The organism is Bradyrhizobium sp. WU425, assembly GCF_021052305.1.
GTDB lineage: Bacteria > Pseudomonadota > Alphaproteobacteria > Rhizobiales > Xanthobacteraceae > Bradyrhizobium > Bradyrhizobium canariense_D.
This window is the reverse complement of the sequence record NZ_CP088089.1, coordinates 6,063,513-6,079,580: the sequence shown is the minus strand read 5'-3', so window position 1 is coordinate 6,079,580 and position 16,068 is coordinate 6,063,513. Positions and strand designations below refer to the sequence as shown.

General features: G+C 63.5%; 23 protein-coding genes and 1 pseudogene. 12 read left to right on the top strand and 12 right to left on the bottom strand.

What is annotated here, in order from left to right; genetic code table 11:
* The first annotated feature begins 137 nt into the window (after window positions 1-137).
* Entirely contained in the window at window positions 138-434 is a 297-nt protein-coding gene (locus BcanWU425_RS29450; protein WP_026233105.1) for a hypothetical protein, read from the top strand.
* 4 nt (window positions 435-438) lie between these two features.
* Here BcanWU425_RS29450 and BcanWU425_RS29445 read toward each other — a convergent pair whose 3' ends face one another.
* Window positions 439-951 (bottom strand): DUF4142 domain-containing protein, encoded by a 513-nt coding sequence (locus tag BcanWU425_RS29445; RefSeq protein ID WP_204514107.1) that lies wholly within the window; start codon window positions 949-951, stop codon window positions 439-441.
* A gap of 96 nt (window positions 952-1,047) precedes the next feature.
* Between BcanWU425_RS29445 and BcanWU425_RS29440 the strand changes: the two genes are divergently transcribed.
* Together BcanWU425_RS29440 and BcanWU425_RS29435 are read left to right on the top strand one after the other, a co-directional pair.
* Window positions 1,048-1,242, top strand: coding sequence for a hypothetical protein (locus BcanWU425_RS29440; protein ID WP_026233106.1), 195 nt, complete (start codon window positions 1,048-1,050; stop codon window positions 1,240-1,242).
* A gap of 315 nt (window positions 1,243-1,557) precedes the next feature.
* Complete coding sequence (locus BcanWU425_RS29435) at window positions 1,558-1,764, top strand: hypothetical protein (RefSeq protein ID WP_007594775.1); 207 nt, start codon at window positions 1,558-1,560, stop codon at window positions 1,762-1,764.
* A gap of 137 nt (window positions 1,765-1,901) precedes the next feature.
* Here BcanWU425_RS29435 and BcanWU425_RS29430 read toward each other — a convergent pair whose 3' ends face one another.
* Entirely contained in the window at window positions 1,902-2,150 is a 249-nt protein-coding gene (locus BcanWU425_RS29430) for a hypothetical protein (RefSeq protein ID WP_018456205.1), read from the bottom strand.
* Window positions 2,151-2,326: 176 nt separating this feature from the next.
* Between BcanWU425_RS29430 and BcanWU425_RS29425 the strand changes: the two genes are divergently transcribed.
* A complete protein-coding gene (locus tag BcanWU425_RS29425) occupies window positions 2,327-2,494 on the top strand; it encodes a hypothetical protein (protein ID WP_162847273.1) in 168 nt (55 codons plus the stop codon).
* On the opposite strand, the gene BcanWU425_RS29420 is transcribed toward BcanWU425_RS29425, so the two are convergent.
* The 7 genes and pseudogenes from BcanWU425_RS29420 to BcanWU425_RS29390 form a co-directional block, all read right to left on the bottom strand.
* Window positions 2,491-2,979, bottom strand: a complete 489-nt coding sequence (locus tag BcanWU425_RS29420) for a DUF3147 family protein (protein WP_204513877.1) — start codon at window positions 2,977-2,979, stop codon at window positions 2,491-2,493. The genes BcanWU425_RS29425 and BcanWU425_RS29420 overlap by 4 nt on opposite strands.
* Entirely contained in the window at window positions 2,979-3,326 is a 348-nt protein-coding gene (locus tag BcanWU425_RS29415; RefSeq protein WP_204513878.1) for a DUF3147 family protein, read from the bottom strand. Before BcanWU425_RS29415 ends, BcanWU425_RS29420 begins: the two co-directional genes overlap by 1 nt.
* A complete protein-coding gene (locus BcanWU425_RS29410) occupies window positions 3,323-3,907 on the bottom strand; it encodes a phosphatase PAP2 family protein (protein WP_018456209.1) in 585 nt (194 codons plus the stop codon). The genes BcanWU425_RS29415 and BcanWU425_RS29410 overlap by 4 nt, the downstream gene beginning before the upstream one ends.
* Window positions 3,908-4,042: 135 nt before the next feature.
* A pseudogene (locus BcanWU425_RS29405) lies at window positions 4,043-4,140 on the bottom strand (SDR family oxidoreductase); the annotation flags it as partial.
* Between the two features lie 178 nt (window positions 4,141-4,318).
* Window positions 4,319-4,870, bottom strand: coding sequence for a DUF4142 domain-containing protein (locus BcanWU425_RS29400; RefSeq protein WP_085352563.1), 552 nt, complete (start codon window positions 4,868-4,870; stop codon window positions 4,319-4,321).
* An 87-nt stretch (window positions 4,871-4,957) separates the two neighbouring features.
* The gene (locus BcanWU425_RS29395; protein ID WP_018456212.1) at window positions 4,958-5,185 is read right to left on the bottom strand and encodes a hypothetical protein; all 228 of its coding nucleotides are present in this window, start codon (window positions 5,183-5,185) and stop codon (window positions 4,958-4,960) included.
* 8 nt (window positions 5,186-5,193) lie between these two features.
* Window positions 5,194-6,981, bottom strand: coding sequence for a thiamine pyrophosphate-requiring protein (locus BcanWU425_RS29390; RefSeq protein ID WP_204513879.1), 1,788 nt, complete (start codon window positions 6,979-6,981; stop codon window positions 5,194-5,196).
* Window positions 6,982-7,138: 157 nt separating this feature from the next.
* Here BcanWU425_RS29390 and BcanWU425_RS29385 point away from each other — a divergent pair, with 157 nt between their 5' ends.
* The 7 genes from BcanWU425_RS29385 (at window position 7,139) to BcanWU425_RS29355 (ending at window position 13,349) form a co-directional block, all read left to right on the top strand.
* Window positions 7,139-7,513 carry a PRC-barrel domain-containing protein gene (locus tag BcanWU425_RS29385; RefSeq protein ID WP_007594753.1) on the top strand — a complete coding sequence of 125 codons (375 nt, stop codon included), beginning with the start codon at window positions 7,139-7,141 and terminating at the stop codon, window positions 7,511-7,513.
* A gap of 24 nt (window positions 7,514-7,537) precedes the next feature.
* Window positions 7,538-7,696, top strand: a complete 159-nt coding sequence (locus BcanWU425_RS29380) for a hypothetical protein (protein WP_204513880.1) — start codon at window positions 7,538-7,540, stop codon at window positions 7,694-7,696.
* Between the two features lie 200 nt (window positions 7,697-7,896).
* Window positions 7,897-9,051 carry an HlyD family secretion protein gene (locus BcanWU425_RS29375; RefSeq protein WP_026233108.1) on the top strand — a complete coding sequence of 385 codons (1,155 nt, stop codon included), beginning with the start codon at window positions 7,897-7,899 and terminating at the stop codon, window positions 9,049-9,051.
* Window positions 9,048-10,667 carry a DHA2 family efflux MFS transporter permease subunit gene (locus BcanWU425_RS29370; protein ID WP_204513881.1) on the top strand — a complete coding sequence of 540 codons (1,620 nt, stop codon included), beginning with the start codon at window positions 9,048-9,050 and terminating at the stop codon, window positions 10,665-10,667. The genes BcanWU425_RS29375 and BcanWU425_RS29370 overlap by 4 nt, the downstream gene beginning before the upstream one ends.
* A 107-nt stretch (window positions 10,668-10,774) precedes the next feature.
* Window positions 10,775-11,776: an NAD(P)H-dependent flavin oxidoreductase gene (locus tag BcanWU425_RS29365; protein WP_085361362.1), complete on the top strand. Its 1,002-nt coding sequence runs from the start codon at window positions 10,775-10,777 to the stop codon at window positions 11,774-11,776.
* A 107-nt stretch (window positions 11,777-11,883) separates the two neighbouring features.
* Complete coding sequence (locus BcanWU425_RS29360; RefSeq protein ID WP_026233109.1) at window positions 11,884-12,303, top strand: hypothetical protein; 420 nt, start codon at window positions 11,884-11,886, stop codon at window positions 12,301-12,303.
* Window positions 12,304-12,530: 227 nt separating this feature from the next.
* A complete protein-coding gene (locus BcanWU425_RS29355; protein ID WP_204513882.1) occupies window positions 12,531-13,349 on the top strand; it encodes an aldo/keto reductase in 819 nt (272 codons plus the stop codon).
* Between the two features lie 235 nt (window positions 13,350-13,584).
* Here BcanWU425_RS29355 and BcanWU425_RS29350 read toward each other — a convergent pair whose 3' ends face one another.
* A complete protein-coding gene (locus tag BcanWU425_RS29350; protein WP_204513883.1) occupies window positions 13,585-13,812 on the bottom strand; it encodes a hypothetical protein in 228 nt (75 codons plus the stop codon).
* Between the two features lie 96 nt (window positions 13,813-13,908).
* Complete coding sequence (locus BcanWU425_RS29345) at window positions 13,909-14,361, bottom strand: hypothetical protein (RefSeq protein WP_204513884.1); 453 nt, start codon at window positions 14,359-14,361, stop codon at window positions 13,909-13,911.
* Window positions 14,362-14,519: 158 nt separating this feature from the next.
* On the opposite strand from BcanWU425_RS29345, the gene BcanWU425_RS29340 reads away from it, so the two are divergent.
* Window positions 14,520-14,792 carry a helix-turn-helix domain-containing protein gene (locus BcanWU425_RS29340; RefSeq protein ID WP_204513885.1) on the top strand — a complete coding sequence of 91 codons (273 nt, stop codon included), beginning with the start codon at window positions 14,520-14,522 and terminating at the stop codon, window positions 14,790-14,792.
* Between the two features lie 4 nt (window positions 14,793-14,796).
* Here the strand turns inward: BcanWU425_RS29340 and BcanWU425_RS29335 are convergent, their stop codons facing one another.
* Complete coding sequence (locus BcanWU425_RS29335; protein ID WP_204513886.1) at window positions 14,797-16,029, bottom strand: aminotransferase-like domain-containing protein; 1,233 nt, start codon at window positions 16,027-16,029, stop codon at window positions 14,797-14,799.
* Window positions 16,030-16,068: the final 39 nt, after the last annotated feature.

Sequence of the window (16,068 nt, the reverse complement as noted above, 5' to 3'; positions counted from 1 at the left end):
GATACCTCGGAATGGTTCCATTGGGTTCCTGATTTCTGCCGAGGGAAGACACCTTGGGGGCCCGTTCGGGCCTCGGTCATCGCTTCCGGAACTGACCGCTGGTCCTGCTGTTAGCCTCGAATACAGGGAGAGCGCACATGAAAGCAGGATTTGCCGTGATCGGCACCGTGATGTTGTTGGCTGGATCGGCGTTCGCACAAGGCGGCGCGCCCAGCGGCCGTGGTGCGGTGACCGGCGACCCCGCCGCAAGCTCCGCCACCCCACGCGCGGACACACCAACTACGGGTGCGTCGACCCGGTCCAATCCCAGCGGTAGCGGCACCTCGACTTCGGGCGGCAAGGATGACAATGGGGATGCCGGCCGGGACCGGATGCCGGAGAGCGACCGCACCGTGCGGCCGGAGAGCCAGCAAAGTCGTCCGAACAATAAATAAACGGCTACTTGTCTGCCATGGTGCGCTCGGCTTCTTTGACCTGTGAGCGCAACAGTGGGAGCTGCTCGCGCGCGAATGTTGCAAGCGCGGCATTGTCGGGCGCCTTCAGATAGCGCTCGAGCAGGTCGATCACCGATTCATACTCGGGAATCTGCGCGGCATAGAAGCTTTTGACGAAAGTCGGTCCGTCCGAAGTTTCGGGCTCGACCAGGCTCGCGCTCGCCGAGGTCGTCTTGGCGACGCGCGGTTCGGTGCCGATCGTCTCCTGAATCTGTTTCAGGGCCTTGTCGCGCCGGGCTGCTTCTTCGGCGCGCAGGGCGGCGAGGTTCTTGACCTCGGCATTGCCCTTCAGGTCGGTGCTCTCCAGCAAGCCCTGCTGAAAGCGGCTGAAAGTGTAGAGGTCGCTGATGGTCTCGGTTGCGGTCGGCGTGCTGCCGGTCGGCCGTCGCTCTCCGGTGCTGTCGGCAAGCGGTGCAGTGCTGATGAACGCCAAAACCATCGCGAGAAGAATCCGCATGGACGTCCAATGGCGGACGGCGGTCGAAAGTTCCGCAGATGTTACGATCCGGTAAGGGCGGTTGCGACGCGTCGGTTCCGTCCCCAATTCATGTTGATGAAACAGTCCGAGATCTTCAGGGATAACGCCGACAACTGCCTCCAGCTCGCCGAGAGGGCCGAAGCACAGCCGGCACACAATCGTTTTCTGCGCATGGCGAATGCGTGGACGGCACTTGCCGACGAGCAGGATTGGCTCGACGGCGAGGTGCCGCCCGTTCCAACGCGCAGGCCTCAAAAGCAGGATGCGTAGTTCTGTCGTGTTCGTGGATCTGCGTGTGAGACTGCGCACGGACAACAAGCAGGATCATTCGTAACAGTCGATCGCGTTGATTTCCTATTTCAGGAGGTTTTTGCAATGGCTCCACGTCTGGCTCTTCTTTCGCTCATCCTCGCCTTTGGCGTGTCGGTCGCGTTCGCCACCGTGACGACAGTGCGGCAGGTGCATCACGAAAATGCATCGACCCCGGTGCACTCAGCGCACAGTTAGCAGTCTGATCTCGCGGGTCGGAACCTTCGACGCTCCGGCGCGTAAGCGCTTCGAGACAGCAAAGAGGCAAGAGCTATCATGGCCCATTCCGACCAAGGCATCATCAGAGATCAGCGCGGTGAACAGCAGCCGCGGGACAAGCAGCGTGCGCAGACCGTGCACAAGTCGGAGCCAAAGGGCTCGCCCTCTCGTGAGGCCACGCGCGATCCCAAGCTGAACGACAACAGCAAGACGCCCGGTTCCGGCATGGCGCCCGATGATTCCGGCGACGCGCCGAGCGGCTAATTCCTTCAGGAACGAATTCGCACGCGAAGAGTCGAGGGATTGCTTCCGGTTGTCATGCCCCCGGTGATCCGGAAGTAATCTCCAAGGACGGCCCTGGCACCCCGTGCCGGGGCCGTTTGCTTGAGCATCAGGCTGGACTAATCCTCGGAGCCGCGCTCGGGATGCGGTTGCGTATGGCCGTCCGGGCCGCGCCCGAAAACTCCGAACCTGCTCGATTTGACATTCGCCCCTGCATCGACTGCGGCGGTGGCCAGTCCGAGCTTCAGGAGCTCGCGCACGGCCGCGGCTCGCGTCGGCATGCGATGTTTGAACCGGAAGTCGTCCACCGCGGCCAGTTCTTCCGGTGACAGCATGACCTGGAGCCGCTCGGCGCGAAGGTCGTTCATGATCAATCACCCAAAATGAGCAAGTTGAGTAGTTTACTCAACGAACTCATTCGGCCGCGGTTCCACAAGATGCGGCTATGACGCCAAGTTAGCCAGAAAATATAATTAAATCAATAACTTATGTGATGCAAGGATCCTTTGACAGGTGTATACTCCCGGCAAATGGGAGAGACGTCATGACGAACGAAGTCAGATTGCCCCGCACACATGTCGAAGAGAGCGAAGCACCCAGGCCGGTGCGCCCCAGCCACCAGAAGGTCATCGAGCAGGTCGAGCGCTGGGCCAACAGCCCGGGCCTTCAACCGCCGAGATTGCAGCCGTCAATGCATGCCAAAGCGGGCTAACGCTTCGTAAGGGGAGAACCCTTTGCTGATGGCGAATGGGCTGACCGGGGCGGTTTGCGGGAGACGATGCGCAGCTTGCGCCTGAGCCCCCAGGCCAATACCGAAACCACGGCCCAAGCTATCAACGCGGCGGCGAAAGCGCCCAGAACGCTTGCGGCCACGGTAACATGAAAGACGGCGGCGAATGCCAGGAGACCGATGCTTCCCCAGGCGGCACCAGCCGCGTCGAGCCCGGCGGCCTCTTGTCCGCGGCGCGTGCCGCTGAGGCCGGCCTTCTCCTTGGTGCGGCGTTCATGGCTTTCGACCAGCGTTGCGCTCGCGCAGAAAATGGCGGGAAGCGCAAGGAAAAGTCCGCCGACGGAAACACCGAAGCGCGCTCCCAGAACCCCCGTGAGCACGGTCGCCAGGCCACCGAGCAGGAAACGAATGCCGTATTCGTACCAGCGCGTCTGCTTCAGCGCGGAGAGCGACAGCTTGACCGGCATCAGGCCGCACCTCCGAAGCCGGCGAGCAGGCCGAAGGCGACAGCAAACCACACGATAATAGCAAGGACGGTCGCCGGCAGTGCGGACACACAGTACCTGATCAGCAGATGGCAGACGACGACGCTGTAGCAGCCGAGCGCGACCGCGCCATAGATCATCGTCCAGCTTTCTGCCGAGGCATATTGCGGGCCGTGCTGGACGACGGCGATGCCGAGCGTCGCCAGTGCAACTGACGGTGCTGCGCCGAGCAACCCCGCAAAGCTTTTGGGTTTGAGCATATCGCCCAAGATCGCAAAAGCGGAGACGATGATGCCACCGGCGATGAAGCGCACGACATATTCGGTCATGGCCGTTTCCGCCAAGTGAGCTGCTTGCGCAACGATTGTGTCAGTGTCCATGGCCGCAAGAGTCTCTCTACGGCCGCGCCCAGCGCAAAGCCTGCGACGACGTCGCTTGCCCAATGCGCGAGTACCGCAATCCGTGTCAGCGAAAGTGCGACCGCAATCGCACGCACCAACCGACGCGGCGTTTTTGGCAGCAGGCCTGCCGCCGAGGCAAGTGCGCCCATATGGACCGCGTGACCGGACGGGAAGGCGTCGCGCGCCTGTCCTGAGATGGGTACTCCATGTCGGTGTCCGCGTATGGTCAGCCGGTCTGGCCTGGTCTGATCGAATATGGATTTCAGGACATGCGGGAGGACGGCAGTCGCCAGCGACACGGCCAGAACGTGATTTGCAACGGGGCGCTGTTGGGGCTGCCAAATATGAGTGTAGAGCCACCCAGCCGCGGCCAGCGCGAGCAGCACGTGCTCGTCGGCAGCCCAGGTCAATGTCTGCGCCGTGTGCTCGATGCCTGAATTGGTGTGATCAGCGATCGTATCCGCGATCGCGGTGTCGATCCGGCTAGGTTTGACCTCTACTAATGCCATCGGTCTGCAAGCGTGATGTCCTTCATGACAGATTTGTAAAGCCCGGAGACAAAGAAGGTTCCTGGGCTCTGCCTCGTGGCATAAGTCTGCCGCGCCGACTACGGCTGTCCCGATCCCACCAGCGGACCCATACACCTAGCCGGTCGCATAACTCGCGTCGGCCGCGGCACGCTGCACGTAAATCGAGGCCAGTTCGGCGGGCTGGCCGGAACGCCGAGCGGCGTCATGCCGCCGCTGGCGAAGAGGCCAGCGAAGCAGCAGCGAGCGTTGCGCTCGCCGCTTGGACGACGTGCCGGCGGGATTGTCGTGATGTGTCATGACGATCTCCGCGATCTTCGATCTCACTGCGCGGAGACAGGCATCGTTGCAAAACGAGAGGACGCCGGCAGGGCCGGCGTCCTCGTAAGATGTTTACTTGGTCTGACCGACGCTCGGCGCCTTGCCGAGCTCCTTGGCCATGTCGAGATGGTGCTTGAGCGCCGGCAGCGTCTTGCCGGCCCAATCCTTCAGGTCGGAATTGTCGCCGCCCTTGGCGTAACGCTCGAACAGCGAGACTGCGTCCTCATGGGCGCTGACCTGGTACGAATTGTAATCCGAACTGAAGTCCTTGCCATTCGCGCTCTTGAGCTTGTCGAGTTTGCTCTGATGCGAGCTGTCGAGTGCTGTCGGCAGGGTCGCCTGCACCTTGCCGCCGCTGACAAGGCCCTTAAGTTCGCTGCTGGTCTTGGTGTGGTCGGTCACCATCTGTTGCGCAAAGGTCTTCTCCTGCGCGTTGCCTTTCTGCTCGGCGAGCTTGCTCGACTCGATCTCGAACATATCGCTGATGGCGACTTCCTTGACGAAGTCGGCAGTGGCGGGCGCGACGCCGAGCGCCGAGTTGACGCCGGTTTTCTCGCCGAGCGACTGGGCGAGTGCGGGGCCTGCGAGCAGCACGCAAGCAGCTGCGATAATCATTCGTTTCATGGTCCGATCCCTCCGAATGGGCGCGCAGCCTCTCGCCGCGCGACGTTGCGCCCACCAACACACTGCAGCGGCCGGAGTTCCTAACGGCTAATCCGTCGGTCTCCGCCCGCTCCGCGGGTTGATTGGATCGGTAGGCTTGCGCCGAAGCCGTTCGGGCAGAAATGGCTCGCTCGGCGTGGCAGTGGCCTCGGCACGCACGTCTGCATGGCGTTGTGCCCGTTCATGCGGCGTCCGGTTGTCGTTGATCTGCCGCTTCACGTCGAGGCCATCCACGGGATCGTTGACGCCGTGCTGGATATCGCGGAAATCGCTCATGCTTCACCTCATTCGTTTCCAGGTAGGATCTTTTCCAGCACCTGCCGCGCCGCCCCCTTGATCACTCCGCTCTCGTTGGGATCGCCCTTCAGCAGCGCAAGCGAGAAGTTCTTGGCCTGCTGCAAGGTGATGTGAGGCGGCAGCGGCGGCACTTCGGGATCGGTCTTCACCTCCAGCACCACCGGCATCTCGCTCGCCAGCGCCTGCTCCCAGGCCGAGCCCAGCAGCCGCGGGCTGTCGACATAGATGCCGGAGAGGCCGATCAGTTCGGCAAAGCGCGAATAGGACACGTTTGGTATGCGCTGCGATGCCTCGAATTTCGGATCGCCGTTGATGACGCGCTGCTCCCAGGTCACCTGGTTGAGGTCTTCGTTGTTGAAGACGCAGACGATGAAGCGCGGATCCTTCCAGTCGCGCCAATACTTGGCGGCGGTGATCAGCTCCGCCATGTTGTTCATCTGCATCGCGCCGTCGCCGACGAGGGCGATCACCGGGCGGTCGGAATGGGCGTATTTCGCGGCGAGCGCATAGGGCACCGCGGCACCCATCGAGGCGAGCCCGCCTGAGAGCGAGGCCATCATGCCGCGGCGCATCTTCAGGTCGCGCGCGAACCAGTTGGCGCAGGAGCCGGAATCGCTGGTGACGATGGCGCGGTCGGGCAGGCGCGGAGACAGCTCCCAGGCGACGAGCTGCGGATTGACCGGTGCTGCGGGCTGATGTGCCCGATCATCGAGCGTCTTCCACCATTTCGCGACGTCGTCCTGGATACCCTGGCGCCAGGCGCCATCGCTCTTGGGTTTCAGTCGCGGCAGCAGGGCGCGCAGCGTCTCGGCGGCATCGCCGACGAGGCCGACCTCCATGGGAAAGCGGATCGACATCATGCTGGCGTCGATGTCGATCTGCACGCCGCGCGCCGCGCCTTCCTTCGGCAGGAATTCGGCATAGGGAAAGGCGGAGCCGACCATCAGCAGTGTGTCGCATTCCATCATCATGTTGTAGCTGGGTTCGGTGCCGAGCAGGCCGATCGAGCCGGTGACCCACGGCAGATCGTCGGGGAGCGCCGCCTTGCCGAGCAGCGCCTTGGCGCAGCCGGCGGACAAGCGGTCGGCGACCGCGATCACCTCCTCGGTGGCGTGGAGCGCGCCGGCGCCGATGAGCATCGCGACCTTCTTGCCGGCATTGAGCACCTCGGCGGCACGGTCGAGGTCAGCGTCACGAGGCTTGATGCTTGGAGCGCTATAGCCAATGCCGGAGTGCAGAGTGCCGTGAGCGCGCGGCGGGTCCTCGTAGGGCTCCTCCTGGATATCGTTGGGCAGGATGATCACCGTTGGCGTCCGCCGGGCCAGCGCGATCCGGATCGATCGATCGATCAGATGCCGGATCTGCGCCGGCGAGGAGGCCTGCATGACGTAGGCGCCAGCCACATCCTTGAACATCGAGACGAGATCGAGTTCCTGCTGATATTGCCCGCCCAGCGCATTGCGTGCCTGCTGGCCGACGATCGCGAGCACGGGCTGGTGATCCAGCAGGGCATCGTAGAGCCCGGTGATCAGATGCGAGGCGCCGGGGCCCGAAGTTGCGATACAGACCCCGAGTTGGCCAGAGAACTTCGCATAGGCGCTCGCCATGAAAGCGGCCATCTCCTCATGCCGGGTCTGAACAAAGCCGATCTTGCCCTCAGCACGCTGAAGGGCTCCGAACACGCCGTTGATGCCATCGCCAGGATAGCCAAAGAGGTGGCGCACGCCCCATTGATGCAGACGTTGAACGATGAAGTCGGAGACGGTCTGGGACATCAAGGGCGGCCCTTCGTTTTCCGGTATTTGGTTTCCGGGATTCGAAGTTGAGAGAACCACCCGTTTCCGGCGATGTTCCTCAAGTCTGACGGAACATGCCGGAACGATCGCGCACCTCTTCGGGTTGTCTCCACAACTGGCTGAGTGGAGAATTGAGATGTTGAATCAGGGTGAACTGGACCAAAACGAGATGGGTCGGTTGATCGGCAGCGACAAGGTCGAGGGAACATCGGTCTACGGTGCCGATCGCAACAAAATCGGCTCGATCGAACGCGTGATGATCGACAAGATCAGCGGCAAGGTGTCCTACGCCGTGCTCGGCTTCGGCGGATTTCTGGGCCTCGGCAACGACCACTATCCGCTGCCGTGGCAGTCGCTGAAATACGACACGGAGCTCGGCGGTTACGTCACCGGCATCACCACCAAGGAACTGGAAGGCGCGCCCAAATACGGCGAACGGAGTGATTGGAACTGGGGTGATGACGCCGCGGTTCGCGGGATCAACTCCTATTACGGTGTCCCCTTCGCGTAAGCGTTTCCAACGAAAGGAAGCTCGATGAGCAAGGAATGGCCTAACGACGATCCCCGGCAGCAGAGCGACTGGGGTTCGCACAAGCAGACGGACAAGCCTTGGAAGGGCACTCCGGAAAAGGAGCAGGGATCGGACGAGGTGAAACCCGATCTCGAGAAATGGCACGCGACGAAGACGCACTGAGACCGGGTGCGCTTCCCATGAGATATCGAGGCGAGCGCGGCATGCACTGTGCCGCGCTCGCTTTTTGGGCAGGGCGTTCACGAACGCGATGGTGCTCGCAACAAGCGGAACCATGATCAGGAGTTGCAGTTGGGCTCGCGGCGCGTGTGCCGGCCTTGGCGGCTCTGCCGCCAGTTTGATCCCCGAGAAAGGTGTTCACCGTGGATGCTCAAACACGGGAGCGTGGACCGTCCGCGGAGCAGCCGCAGAGGGCGAAGGAAGCTCCGAAGATATCTCCTGATCAGGCCCGTGACGCCACGGACTCGAAGCCGGCCAAGGCGCCGTCGCTGCGAGAGCGGATTCGCGAGCATTGGTTGCTGGCAAGCGTTGGCACCATCGTCTTGCTCGCGGCCCTTATCGGCGGAGTGCTCTATTGGCTCCAGGTGCGCCACTATGAATCCACCGACGATGCCTTCGTCGCCGCGCGGAGCTTTTCCGTGGCCTCCAAGGTTGGCGGCTACGTGACCGACATACCCGTGACGGACAACCAGCATGTCAAAGCCGGGGACCTTCTCGCCAAGATCGACGAGCGCGACTATCGCATCGCCATCGATCAGGCCAATGCGCAGGTCGCGGTCGCCAGGGCGAACATCGCCAATGTCGAGGCGCAGATCGTCTCCCAGCAGGAGCAGATCAAGCAGGCGGAGGCGCAGCTCGAACAGGCCCAGGCCCAGCTTCAGTTCTCGCAGGAGGAATTCGCGCGCGCCCAGGATCTGGTCGAGAAGGGCGCCGGCACCGTGCAGCGCCAGCAGCAGACCCGCTCCGATCTTCAGGCGCAGCAGGCCAACACGGAACGCGCGAAGACCGCTGTGACGGCCGCGCAGGTCGGCATCAAGACGCTGCAGGCGCAGCTCGAGGGCGCCCGGGCGCAGCTCCAGCAGTCGCAGGCGCAGCTCGATCAGGCCAAGCTGAACCTGCAATATACCAGCGTGGTTGCGGCGCAGTCCGGCCGCGTCGTCAAGCTCAGCGGCGCCAAGGGCACTTTCGTGACAGCCGGACAGAGCCTGATGATGTTCGTGCCTGACGAGGTCTGGATCGTCGCCAACTACAAGGAGACGCAGCTCAACGACATGCGGCCGGGTCAGCCGGTCGAGATCCGCATCGATGCCTATCCCGCGCGCAAGCTCACCGGCCATGTCGACTCCGTGCAGCCGGGCTCCGGCACCGCGTTCAGCCTGTTGCCGGCGGAGAACGCCACCGGAAATTACGTCAAGGTGGTGCAGCGCGTGCCGGTGAAGATCGTGGTCGACAGCTGGCCGGCCGATCTGCCCGTTGGTCCCGGCATGTCGGTCGTGCCCTGGACCAGGGTGCGATGACCGACACGGCGCAGGGCAGTGCATCCGCGGGCGGCTGGTCGCCGGAGCGCTCGGCGGCGGGCGGTCATAATCCCTATCTCATCGCGTTCGTCGTCTCGATCGCGACCTTCATGGAGGTGCTCGACACCACCATTGCCAACGTTGCCTTGCGCCACATCGCCGGTGGGCTTGCCGTCGGCATCGACGAGAGCACCTACGTCATCACCAGCTATCTCGTCGCCAACGCCATCGTGCTGTCGATCTCGGGCTGGCTGTCGACCGTGATCGGCCGCAAGCGCTTCTACATGATCTGCGTTGCGATCTTCACGGTCTCCTCGCTTTTGTGCGGCTTCGCTTGGAATCTGCAGGCGCTGGTGCTGTTCCGAATCCTTCAGGGCCTTGGTGGCGGCGGCATGGCGACCAGCGAGCAGGCGATCCTCGCCGACTCCTTCCCGCCGCACAAGCGCGGCCAGGCGTTCGCGATCTATGGCGTCGCGGTCGTGGTCGCGCCCGTGGTCGGTCCGACGCTCGGCGGCTGGATCACCGACACCTACACCTGGCACTGGGTGTTCCTGATCAACGTCCCCATGGGATTGCTGTCGCTGTTCCTGGTCGGCACGCTGGTCAAGGAGCCCTCGGGCGCGGAGGAGGAGAGGGAGAAGCTGCTGAGCAAGGGCCTGCGCGTCGACTATGTCGGCTTCCTGCTGGTCGCGATCGGGCTCGGCTCGCTCGAATACGTGCTGGACGAGGGCCAGCGCAACGACTGGTTCGGCTCGAACATGATCGTGTTCTTCGCGGTACTTTCGGCCATGTCACTGCTTGCGCTGATCCCGTGGGAGCTGACGCGGGAGGATCCCATCGTCGATCTCCGCCTGCTGGGCCGTCGCCAGTTCGCCGCCTGCTTCCTGGTCATGCTTGCGACCGGCGCGGTGCTGATCTCGACGACACAGCTTTTGCCGCAACTGCTCCAGAGCGATTTGAACTACACCGCCATGCTGGCCGGTCTCGCTTTGTCGCCCGGCGGCGTCGCGACCTTGGTGCTGATGCCAGTGGTCGGCCGCCTCGTCAGCAGCGTGCAGCCGAAATATCTCATCATGTTCGGTGCCGCCATCGTCGCCTTCTCGATGTGGCATCTCACGGGCCTTACCGGCGATATCACCTACGGCTATGCCGCGATGTCGCGGATCTTCCTCGCGCTCGGTCTTCCTTTCCTGTTCCTGCCGGTCACGACCGCGTCCTATGACGGTGTGCCGCCCGACAAGACCAACCAGGCGTCGGCGCTGATCAACGTCGCCCGCAATATCGGCGGCTCCATGGGCGTCGCGCTGGCGCAGACAATTCTGGCGCAGCGCCAGCAATTCCACCAGAGCCGCCTGATCGAGCACGCCGCGCCATCGGACCTCGGCTATCAGCAGACCATCGAGACGATGACCCGCTTCTTCCAGGCTCAGGGCTCGAACGCGAGTGATGCAGCCTCGCAGGCGGTCGCCTGGGTTGGGCGCACCTTGCAGCAGCAGGTCGATTTGCTCGCTTATATCGACGTGTTCTGGACGCTCGCGATCATCGCGGTGCTGATGATCCCGACCGCCGCGGTGCTGCGCCCGATCAAGCTGGGCGCTCCCGCGCGGGGGCATTGAGCCTACGGCCGTTCTGAGAGAAATGGCGAGAGAGAAAGGATGACCGCGGCGCAAAAGTCCGGCTAGACTGGCGCGAACGTCAAGCAAAAGCCCGGGAGGTAGTTTAAGTGAAGACCGCGATCACCGAACTGTTCGGCATCGAGCACCCCATCATCCAGGGCGGCATGCATTTCGTCGGCTTTGCCGAGCTGGCGGCTGCCGTCTCCAATGCCGGCGGACTCGGCATCATCACCGGTCTCACGCAGAAGACGCCGGAGCTGCTGGCAAAAGAGATCGCACGCTGCCGCGATATGACCGACAAGCCGTTCGGCGTGAACCTCACTTTCCTGCCGACCTTCGCCGCGCCGCCTTATCCGGAATACATCGCCGCCATCGTCGAAGGCGGCATCAAGTCCGTGGAGACCGCCGGCCGCAGCCCGGAAGCCTACATGCCGGCGCTGAAGGCTGCCGGGATCAAGGTCATCCACAAATGCACCTCGGTGCGCCACTCCCTGAAGGCCGAGCGCATCGGATGCGACGCCGTCAGCGTCGACGGCTTCGAGTGCGGCGGCCATCCCGGCGAGGACGACATTCCCAACATGATTCTGCTGCCGCGCGCGGCGGAGGAATTGAAGATTCCGTTCGTCGCGTCCGGCGGCATGGCCGACGGCCGCAGCCTCGTCGCGGCGCTGTCGCTGGGGGCGGCCGGCATGAACATGGGCACGCGCTTCATCGCCACCAGCGAAGCGCCGGTGCATCAGAACGTCAAGAACGCGCTGGTCGCCGCGACCGAGCTCGACACCCGCCTCATCATGCGGAGCCTGCGCAACACCGAGCGCGTGCTGAAGAACGCCAATGTCGACCGCCTGCTCGAGATTGAACGCGAGAAGGGCGACAAGCTGAAGATCGACGACATCCACGACCAGGTCGCGGGCGTCTATCCCAGGATCATGCTGGACGGGCAGATGGACGCCGGCGCCTGGAGCTGCGGAATGGTCGCAGGCCTCATCCACGACATCCCCACCTGCAAGGAACTCGTCGACAGGATCATGGCTGAGGCGGAAACCATCATCCGTACCCGTCTAATGGGGTTTCTTGAAGAGACGGGTGCACCGCGAAAGGTCGCCTGACACCGCCAAACTTCTTAACCACGGCGGCAGCTGACCGCTGGAATTGCGCGCGACGCCTCCTAAATAGAGGTAAATTACCTCTTAACAATCAATTTCAGGAGGCGTCCGTGATTCTGAAGAGCGCTCCTTTTGCAATGGCCGTTGCCCTCGTGCTCGCATGGGGCGGCGTTGCGCGCGCTGACGACTACAAGCCCGACGACTATCTCGGCCTCGATCTTTCGAAGGCGGTGTTGTCGCCCAAGCGGCTCGGGCCCGAAACCCGGTTCGCGCCTGTCGCGCTGGAGGCGCGCGGTGGCAACGAGGCGCAGGCGCGCGCCGAGCCGGTCGACGTGCCGAAGAAGGTCGCCGCCGAACGCGTGCGCGTGTCGGAGCCGAAGGTCGCGCACGTCAAGCCCGCGCAGCCACGCGGCGCGGCACGCACCAAGCTCGCGCATCGCCACGGCAATCCGCTCGACGCGCAGGCGATGGACACCCGCATCCAGACCTGGCCGTGCCGCAGCGGCGGCATCTGCAACTGGAAGCACTAGGTCAGCTCCGAGCCGTCATCCGGCACGTTGCAAAACCGTAGGCCCGCGGTCAAGAAACCGTAAGCCGGGGGACGGTGAGGAAGCACCTAACCCGATCTTGATTGGCCGCCGTGCGTCTGCCGCACTATGCTGTCCGCTCCCGCCACCTCTTTTCCATCCCCGAAGAGTCTGCTCACGCAGCATCGCTGCTGGCCTCCGGCGGGCCGAACGATGTCAGGAACTTGTTCATGGATAATCTCAAGACACAGGGCATCAGCATGCCCAAGCTCGGCCTCGGGACCTTCCGCATGCAGGGCGATACCTGCCGCGCGGCGGTCGAGAGCGCACTGTCGATCGGCTATCGCCATATCGATACCGCCGAGATGTACGGCAACGAAGAACCGATCGGCGCGGCGCTCGCCGCGGCCCGGCTGCCGCGGGGCGAGCTGCACGTCACGACGAAAGTCTGGCACGAGAACCTCAGCCCCGACGCCATCCGCCGCTCTTTCGACGCCAGCCTGACCAAGCTCAGGCTTGACCATGTCGACCTCTATCTCGTGCACTGGCCGTCCAAGGCGGCGAACTGGGGTGCTGTGTTCGAGATCTTGATGACGCTGAAGCAGGAGGGGCGGACGCGGGCGATCGGGGTCGCCAATTTCACCACGGCGCTGCTGAAGATCGCGGTCGAGGACATCAAGGCGCCGATCGCATGCAATCAGATCGAATACCACGCCCTGCTCGATCAATCGAAGGTGCTGGCCTATCTCAACGCCAAGTCGATCCCGCTGGTCGCCTATTGCCCGCTGGCGCAGGGACGCATCGCGTCAGATGAGGTGCTGGCCGAGATCGGCGCCAAGCATAATGCAACTGCGGCGCAGGTCGCGCTGAAATGGCTGCTGGACCAGGACGGTGTGGCCGCGATCCCGAAAGCCTCGCGCCGAGAGAGCCAGCAGGCCAATCTCGACGCGCTGAAGATCACGCTCGACGATGCCGACCGCAACAAGGTCGCCGCGCTGCCGAAGGACAGGCGCTGCGTCAATCCCGGCTTCGCACCGGCATGGGACTGAGAGTCGACGCTGGGCCGCACCGCCGGACCCTCTCCCCTTGTGGGAGAGGGTGGCTCGCCGCGCAGCGGCGAGACTGGTGCGGGGTCTCTCTCCGCGCGCACATTTGTCAGTTTGAATTCGCCGAGGGATACCCCTCATCCGGCGCTTCGCGCCACCTTCTCCCACAAGGGGAGAAGGAAGAAGGCACGCAAAGAAAATGGCCCCGTGAAGGGCCATTTCCATATTGCGTTGCGCATTAGTCCCAATGATGACGGTGACCACGCTTGATCACGACGACGCGGTCGCGATGGTGCCAGCCGCGATGCCAGCCGCGATCGCGATGCATGCCGTATTCGGCGCGGGCGCCATACATGCCGTGATGATGACCACCGCGCTTGATCACTACCGTCTCCGCGCTGGCGAGCGTCGGCAATGCAACCGCGAGCGCGCCGACAGCGGCAAGCACATAACCAATCTTCTTCATGATGTCCTCCTCCAATGGAATGCAAATCTAAACGGCGCATTCGCGGGAACGTTCCGGAGGAATCGCAGGAGAATTCTGAACGCCTGTTCAGGTGAGTTAATCGCAGCGCTGTTGTGCAGGTGTTGGCGCGCCGGTGGCGACGTATTTGCCGTCCCTGATCGTGTACTCGCCGCGCTCACTGCGATTGTAGATTGCGCGCAAGCTGCCTTGCTTCGAGAGTAGGAGGCCGAACTCGCGGGTCTGCTGCAGCAAGGGGAAGTACACCATCACATTGAGCAGGCCGTCGGCGCTGACCATCGCCGATACCACTTCGTTTTCGTCCTTGGCCTCGCCGAAATTGCGCCGGTACATCACCCTTCCGTCCTTCCGGATCTCGTAAGTCAAGAGCGCTCCCTTATCGCGGTCGGGCCGGGCCGCGCAATCGATCGCCCATGAGCCGAGCAGGCCCCATTGCTCGATGGTCGCCGCAAGCGACTCGGCACCGGCCGCGGGCGTGAACGCAACCCACAGCGCTGCTGCCGCGATCGAGCGGCTCAAACAACGTCTCATGTCCTGAAAGGCCCCACCTGCAAAGAATTCCGAAGTGTAGCATCCCGCGCGCCATCGTCCACGCTGACCGCCATTCGCGCGCGAATTTGATCCGCGTCAATGAGGCAGTCCGTTTCCCCGGTAGGATGGCGTTCCCCAAGGCGGAATTGGATAAACCGATGCTGAATCAAGTCAGGGATTTCGCAGGCGAGGTGCTGCCGGGGAGCTGCGCCGTGCCGCCTTATTCCGAGAGCGCGTTTCTGGCCGAGCTGGGCGACCGCTTGAAGTCCTCGCGCATGCGCTGCGGCCTGTCGCGGCGGGAGCTCGCCCGCCGCTCCGGGATATCCGAGCGCTACATCGCCCAGATCGAGGCCGGCAAAGGCAACGTCTCGATCGTGCTGCTGCTGCGGCTGGCCTCCGCGATCCACGGCAGCCAGCCCCAGATCGTCTGAAGGCTCAGGCTCGCTTCTCCACATTGGCGCTGCGGGCCGGGACGCCGAACTCCCTGCGGCAGACCTCGGCCAGCACGGCGACGCCCTCGCGGATCTGCTGATGCGAGGGGCTCGCAAAGCACAGCCGCAGTCGCGATCTGGAGTGGTTTTTGTCAGTCGACCATTCCGGCCCGGGATTGATCGATACGCCGGCGGCAAGCGCGGCCTGATACAGCTTCAGCGTATCCACCTGATCGGGCAGCTTCACCCACAGGAAGATCCCGCCCTTGGGCTCCTCGAACTCGGCGGCCGTCCCGAACTGCTCGTTGACGGCCTCCATCAGCGTATCAAGCTTGGTCCGTAGCGCCTTCGTCAGTGCCGGCACGTGGGTCGAAAAATGCGGCTTGCAATAGGCAGCGAGCACCATCTGCTCCAGCGCGCCTGAGCCGGCGTCCGTCTTCAGCGCCAGCATCCGCGACATCACATCCCAGGGCGCGACGATGAAGCCCACGCGCAGCGCCGGCGCGATCGACTTGGAGAACGAGCCGATATGGATCACGCCGCCGTTCGGGCTCATCGCATGGATCGCCGGCGGCCGCTGTCCCGACCAGACCAGATCGGCATAGCAATCGTCCTCGAAAACAGGCACGCCGTAGTCTGCCGACAGCCGCAACAGCTCGGTGCGGCGGCCCTCCGGCATGATGCTGCCGGTCGGGTTCTGCACGGTCGGAATGGTGTAGATGTATTTCGGACGGATGCCGCGGCCCTTGAGGTCGGCCAGCGTCGTGGCCAGCACGTCCATGCGCATGCCGTCGTTGTCGAGGGGAATGCCAATCACGTTGACTCCGAGCCGTGCCAGGCGGTTCAGCGAGCCCTGATAGCTATCCTGCTCGAAGATCACGGTGTCGCCGCGCGTCAGCAGCGTGGCGTTGACGAGGTCGAGCGCCTGCAGCGAGCCGGACACGATCAGGAGATCGTCGACCGTGCAGTTGATGCCGGCATCGCGCTTGAGTTTTGCCACCAGGAATTCGCGCAAGGGCAGATAGCCCTGGGGACCATGTGCCAGCCCGTAAGTGGCGAGCGAGCGGCCTTCGCGTTGCAGAGCCAGATTGGCCGCCTCGATCAGATCATCGAGCGGCACCTGCTCGGAGTCGTTGTTGCCGCCGACAAAACTGTATTTGGCGAGGCCCGTCCAGCGCGCAGAGGGGGCCGGCAGCCCTGCGGGAAACAGGGGCGCAAAATCGAAGCTGGACGTCATGGGAGCGTTCCTCGTTGTTTTCTTTTTGAGCCGGCCGGC

Excerpts from the sequence above, each read along its gene's own strand:
- BcanWU425_RS29445 (WP_204514107.1), bottom strand. The coding sequence starts at position 951 with ATGCGGATTCTTCTCGCGATGGTTTTGGCGTTCATCAGCACTGCACCG.
- BcanWU425_RS29380 (WP_204513880.1), top strand. The coding sequence starts at position 7,538 with ATGAGCAAGGAATGGCCTAACGACGATCCCCGGCAGCAGAGCGACTGG.
- BcanWU425_RS29415 (WP_204513878.1), bottom strand. The coding sequence starts at position 3,326 with ATGACCGAATATGTCGTGCGCTTCATCGCCGGTGGCATCATCGTCTCC.
- BcanWU425_RS29345 (WP_204513884.1), bottom strand. The coding sequence starts at position 14,361 with ATGAGACGTTGTTTGAGCCGCTCGATCGCGGCAGCAGCGCTGTGGGTT.
- BcanWU425_RS29355 (WP_204513882.1), top strand. The coding sequence starts at position 12,531 with ATGGATAATCTCAAGACACAGGGCATCAGCATGCCCAAGCTCGGCCTC.
- BcanWU425_RS29335 (WP_204513886.1), bottom strand. The coding sequence starts at position 16,029 with ATGACGTCCAGCTTCGATTTTGCGCCCCTGTTTCCCGCAGGGCTGCCG.
- BcanWU425_RS29450 (WP_026233105.1), top strand. The coding sequence starts at position 138 with ATGAAAGCAGGATTTGCCGTGATCGGCACCGTGATGTTGTTGGCTGGA.
- BcanWU425_RS29370 (WP_204513881.1), top strand. The coding sequence starts at position 9,048 with ATGACCGACACGGCGCAGGGCAGTGCATCCGCGGGCGGCTGGTCGCCG.
- BcanWU425_RS29395 (WP_018456212.1), bottom strand. The coding sequence starts at position 5,185 with ATGAGCGATTTCCGCGATATCCAGCACGGCGTCAACGATCCCGTGGAT.
- BcanWU425_RS29385 (WP_007594753.1), top strand. The coding sequence starts at position 7,139 with ATGTTGAATCAGGGTGAACTGGACCAAAACGAGATGGGTCGGTTGATC.
- BcanWU425_RS29340 (WP_204513885.1), top strand. The coding sequence starts at position 14,520 with ATGCTGAATCAAGTCAGGGATTTCGCAGGCGAGGTGCTGCCGGGGAGC.
- BcanWU425_RS29430 (WP_018456205.1), bottom strand. The coding sequence starts at position 2,150 with ATGAACGACCTTCGCGCCGAGCGGCTCCAGGTCATGCTGTCACCGGAA.
- BcanWU425_RS29420 (WP_204513877.1), bottom strand. The coding sequence starts at position 2,979 with ATGCCGGTCAAGCTGTCGCTCTCCGCGCTGAAGCAGACGCGCTGGTAC.
- BcanWU425_RS29400 (WP_085352563.1), bottom strand. The coding sequence starts at position 4,870 with ATGAAACGAATGATTATCGCAGCTGCTTGCGTGCTGCTCGCAGGCCCC.
- BcanWU425_RS29435 (WP_007594775.1), top strand. The coding sequence starts at position 1,558 with ATGGCCCATTCCGACCAAGGCATCATCAGAGATCAGCGCGGTGAACAG.
- BcanWU425_RS29425 (WP_162847273.1), top strand. The coding sequence starts at position 2,327 with ATGACGAACGAAGTCAGATTGCCCCGCACACATGTCGAAGAGAGCGAA.
- BcanWU425_RS29350 (WP_204513883.1), bottom strand. The coding sequence starts at position 13,812 with ATGAAGAAGATTGGTTATGTGCTTGCCGCTGTCGGCGCGCTCGCGGTT.
- BcanWU425_RS29440 (WP_026233106.1), top strand. The coding sequence starts at position 1,048 with ATGAAACAGTCCGAGATCTTCAGGGATAACGCCGACAACTGCCTCCAG.
- BcanWU425_RS29410 (WP_018456209.1), bottom strand. The coding sequence starts at position 3,907 with ATGGCATTAGTAGAGGTCAAACCTAGCCGGATCGACACCGCGATCGCG.
- BcanWU425_RS29390 (WP_204513879.1), bottom strand. The coding sequence starts at position 6,981 with ATGTCCCAGACCGTCTCCGACTTCATCGTTCAACGTCTGCATCAATGG.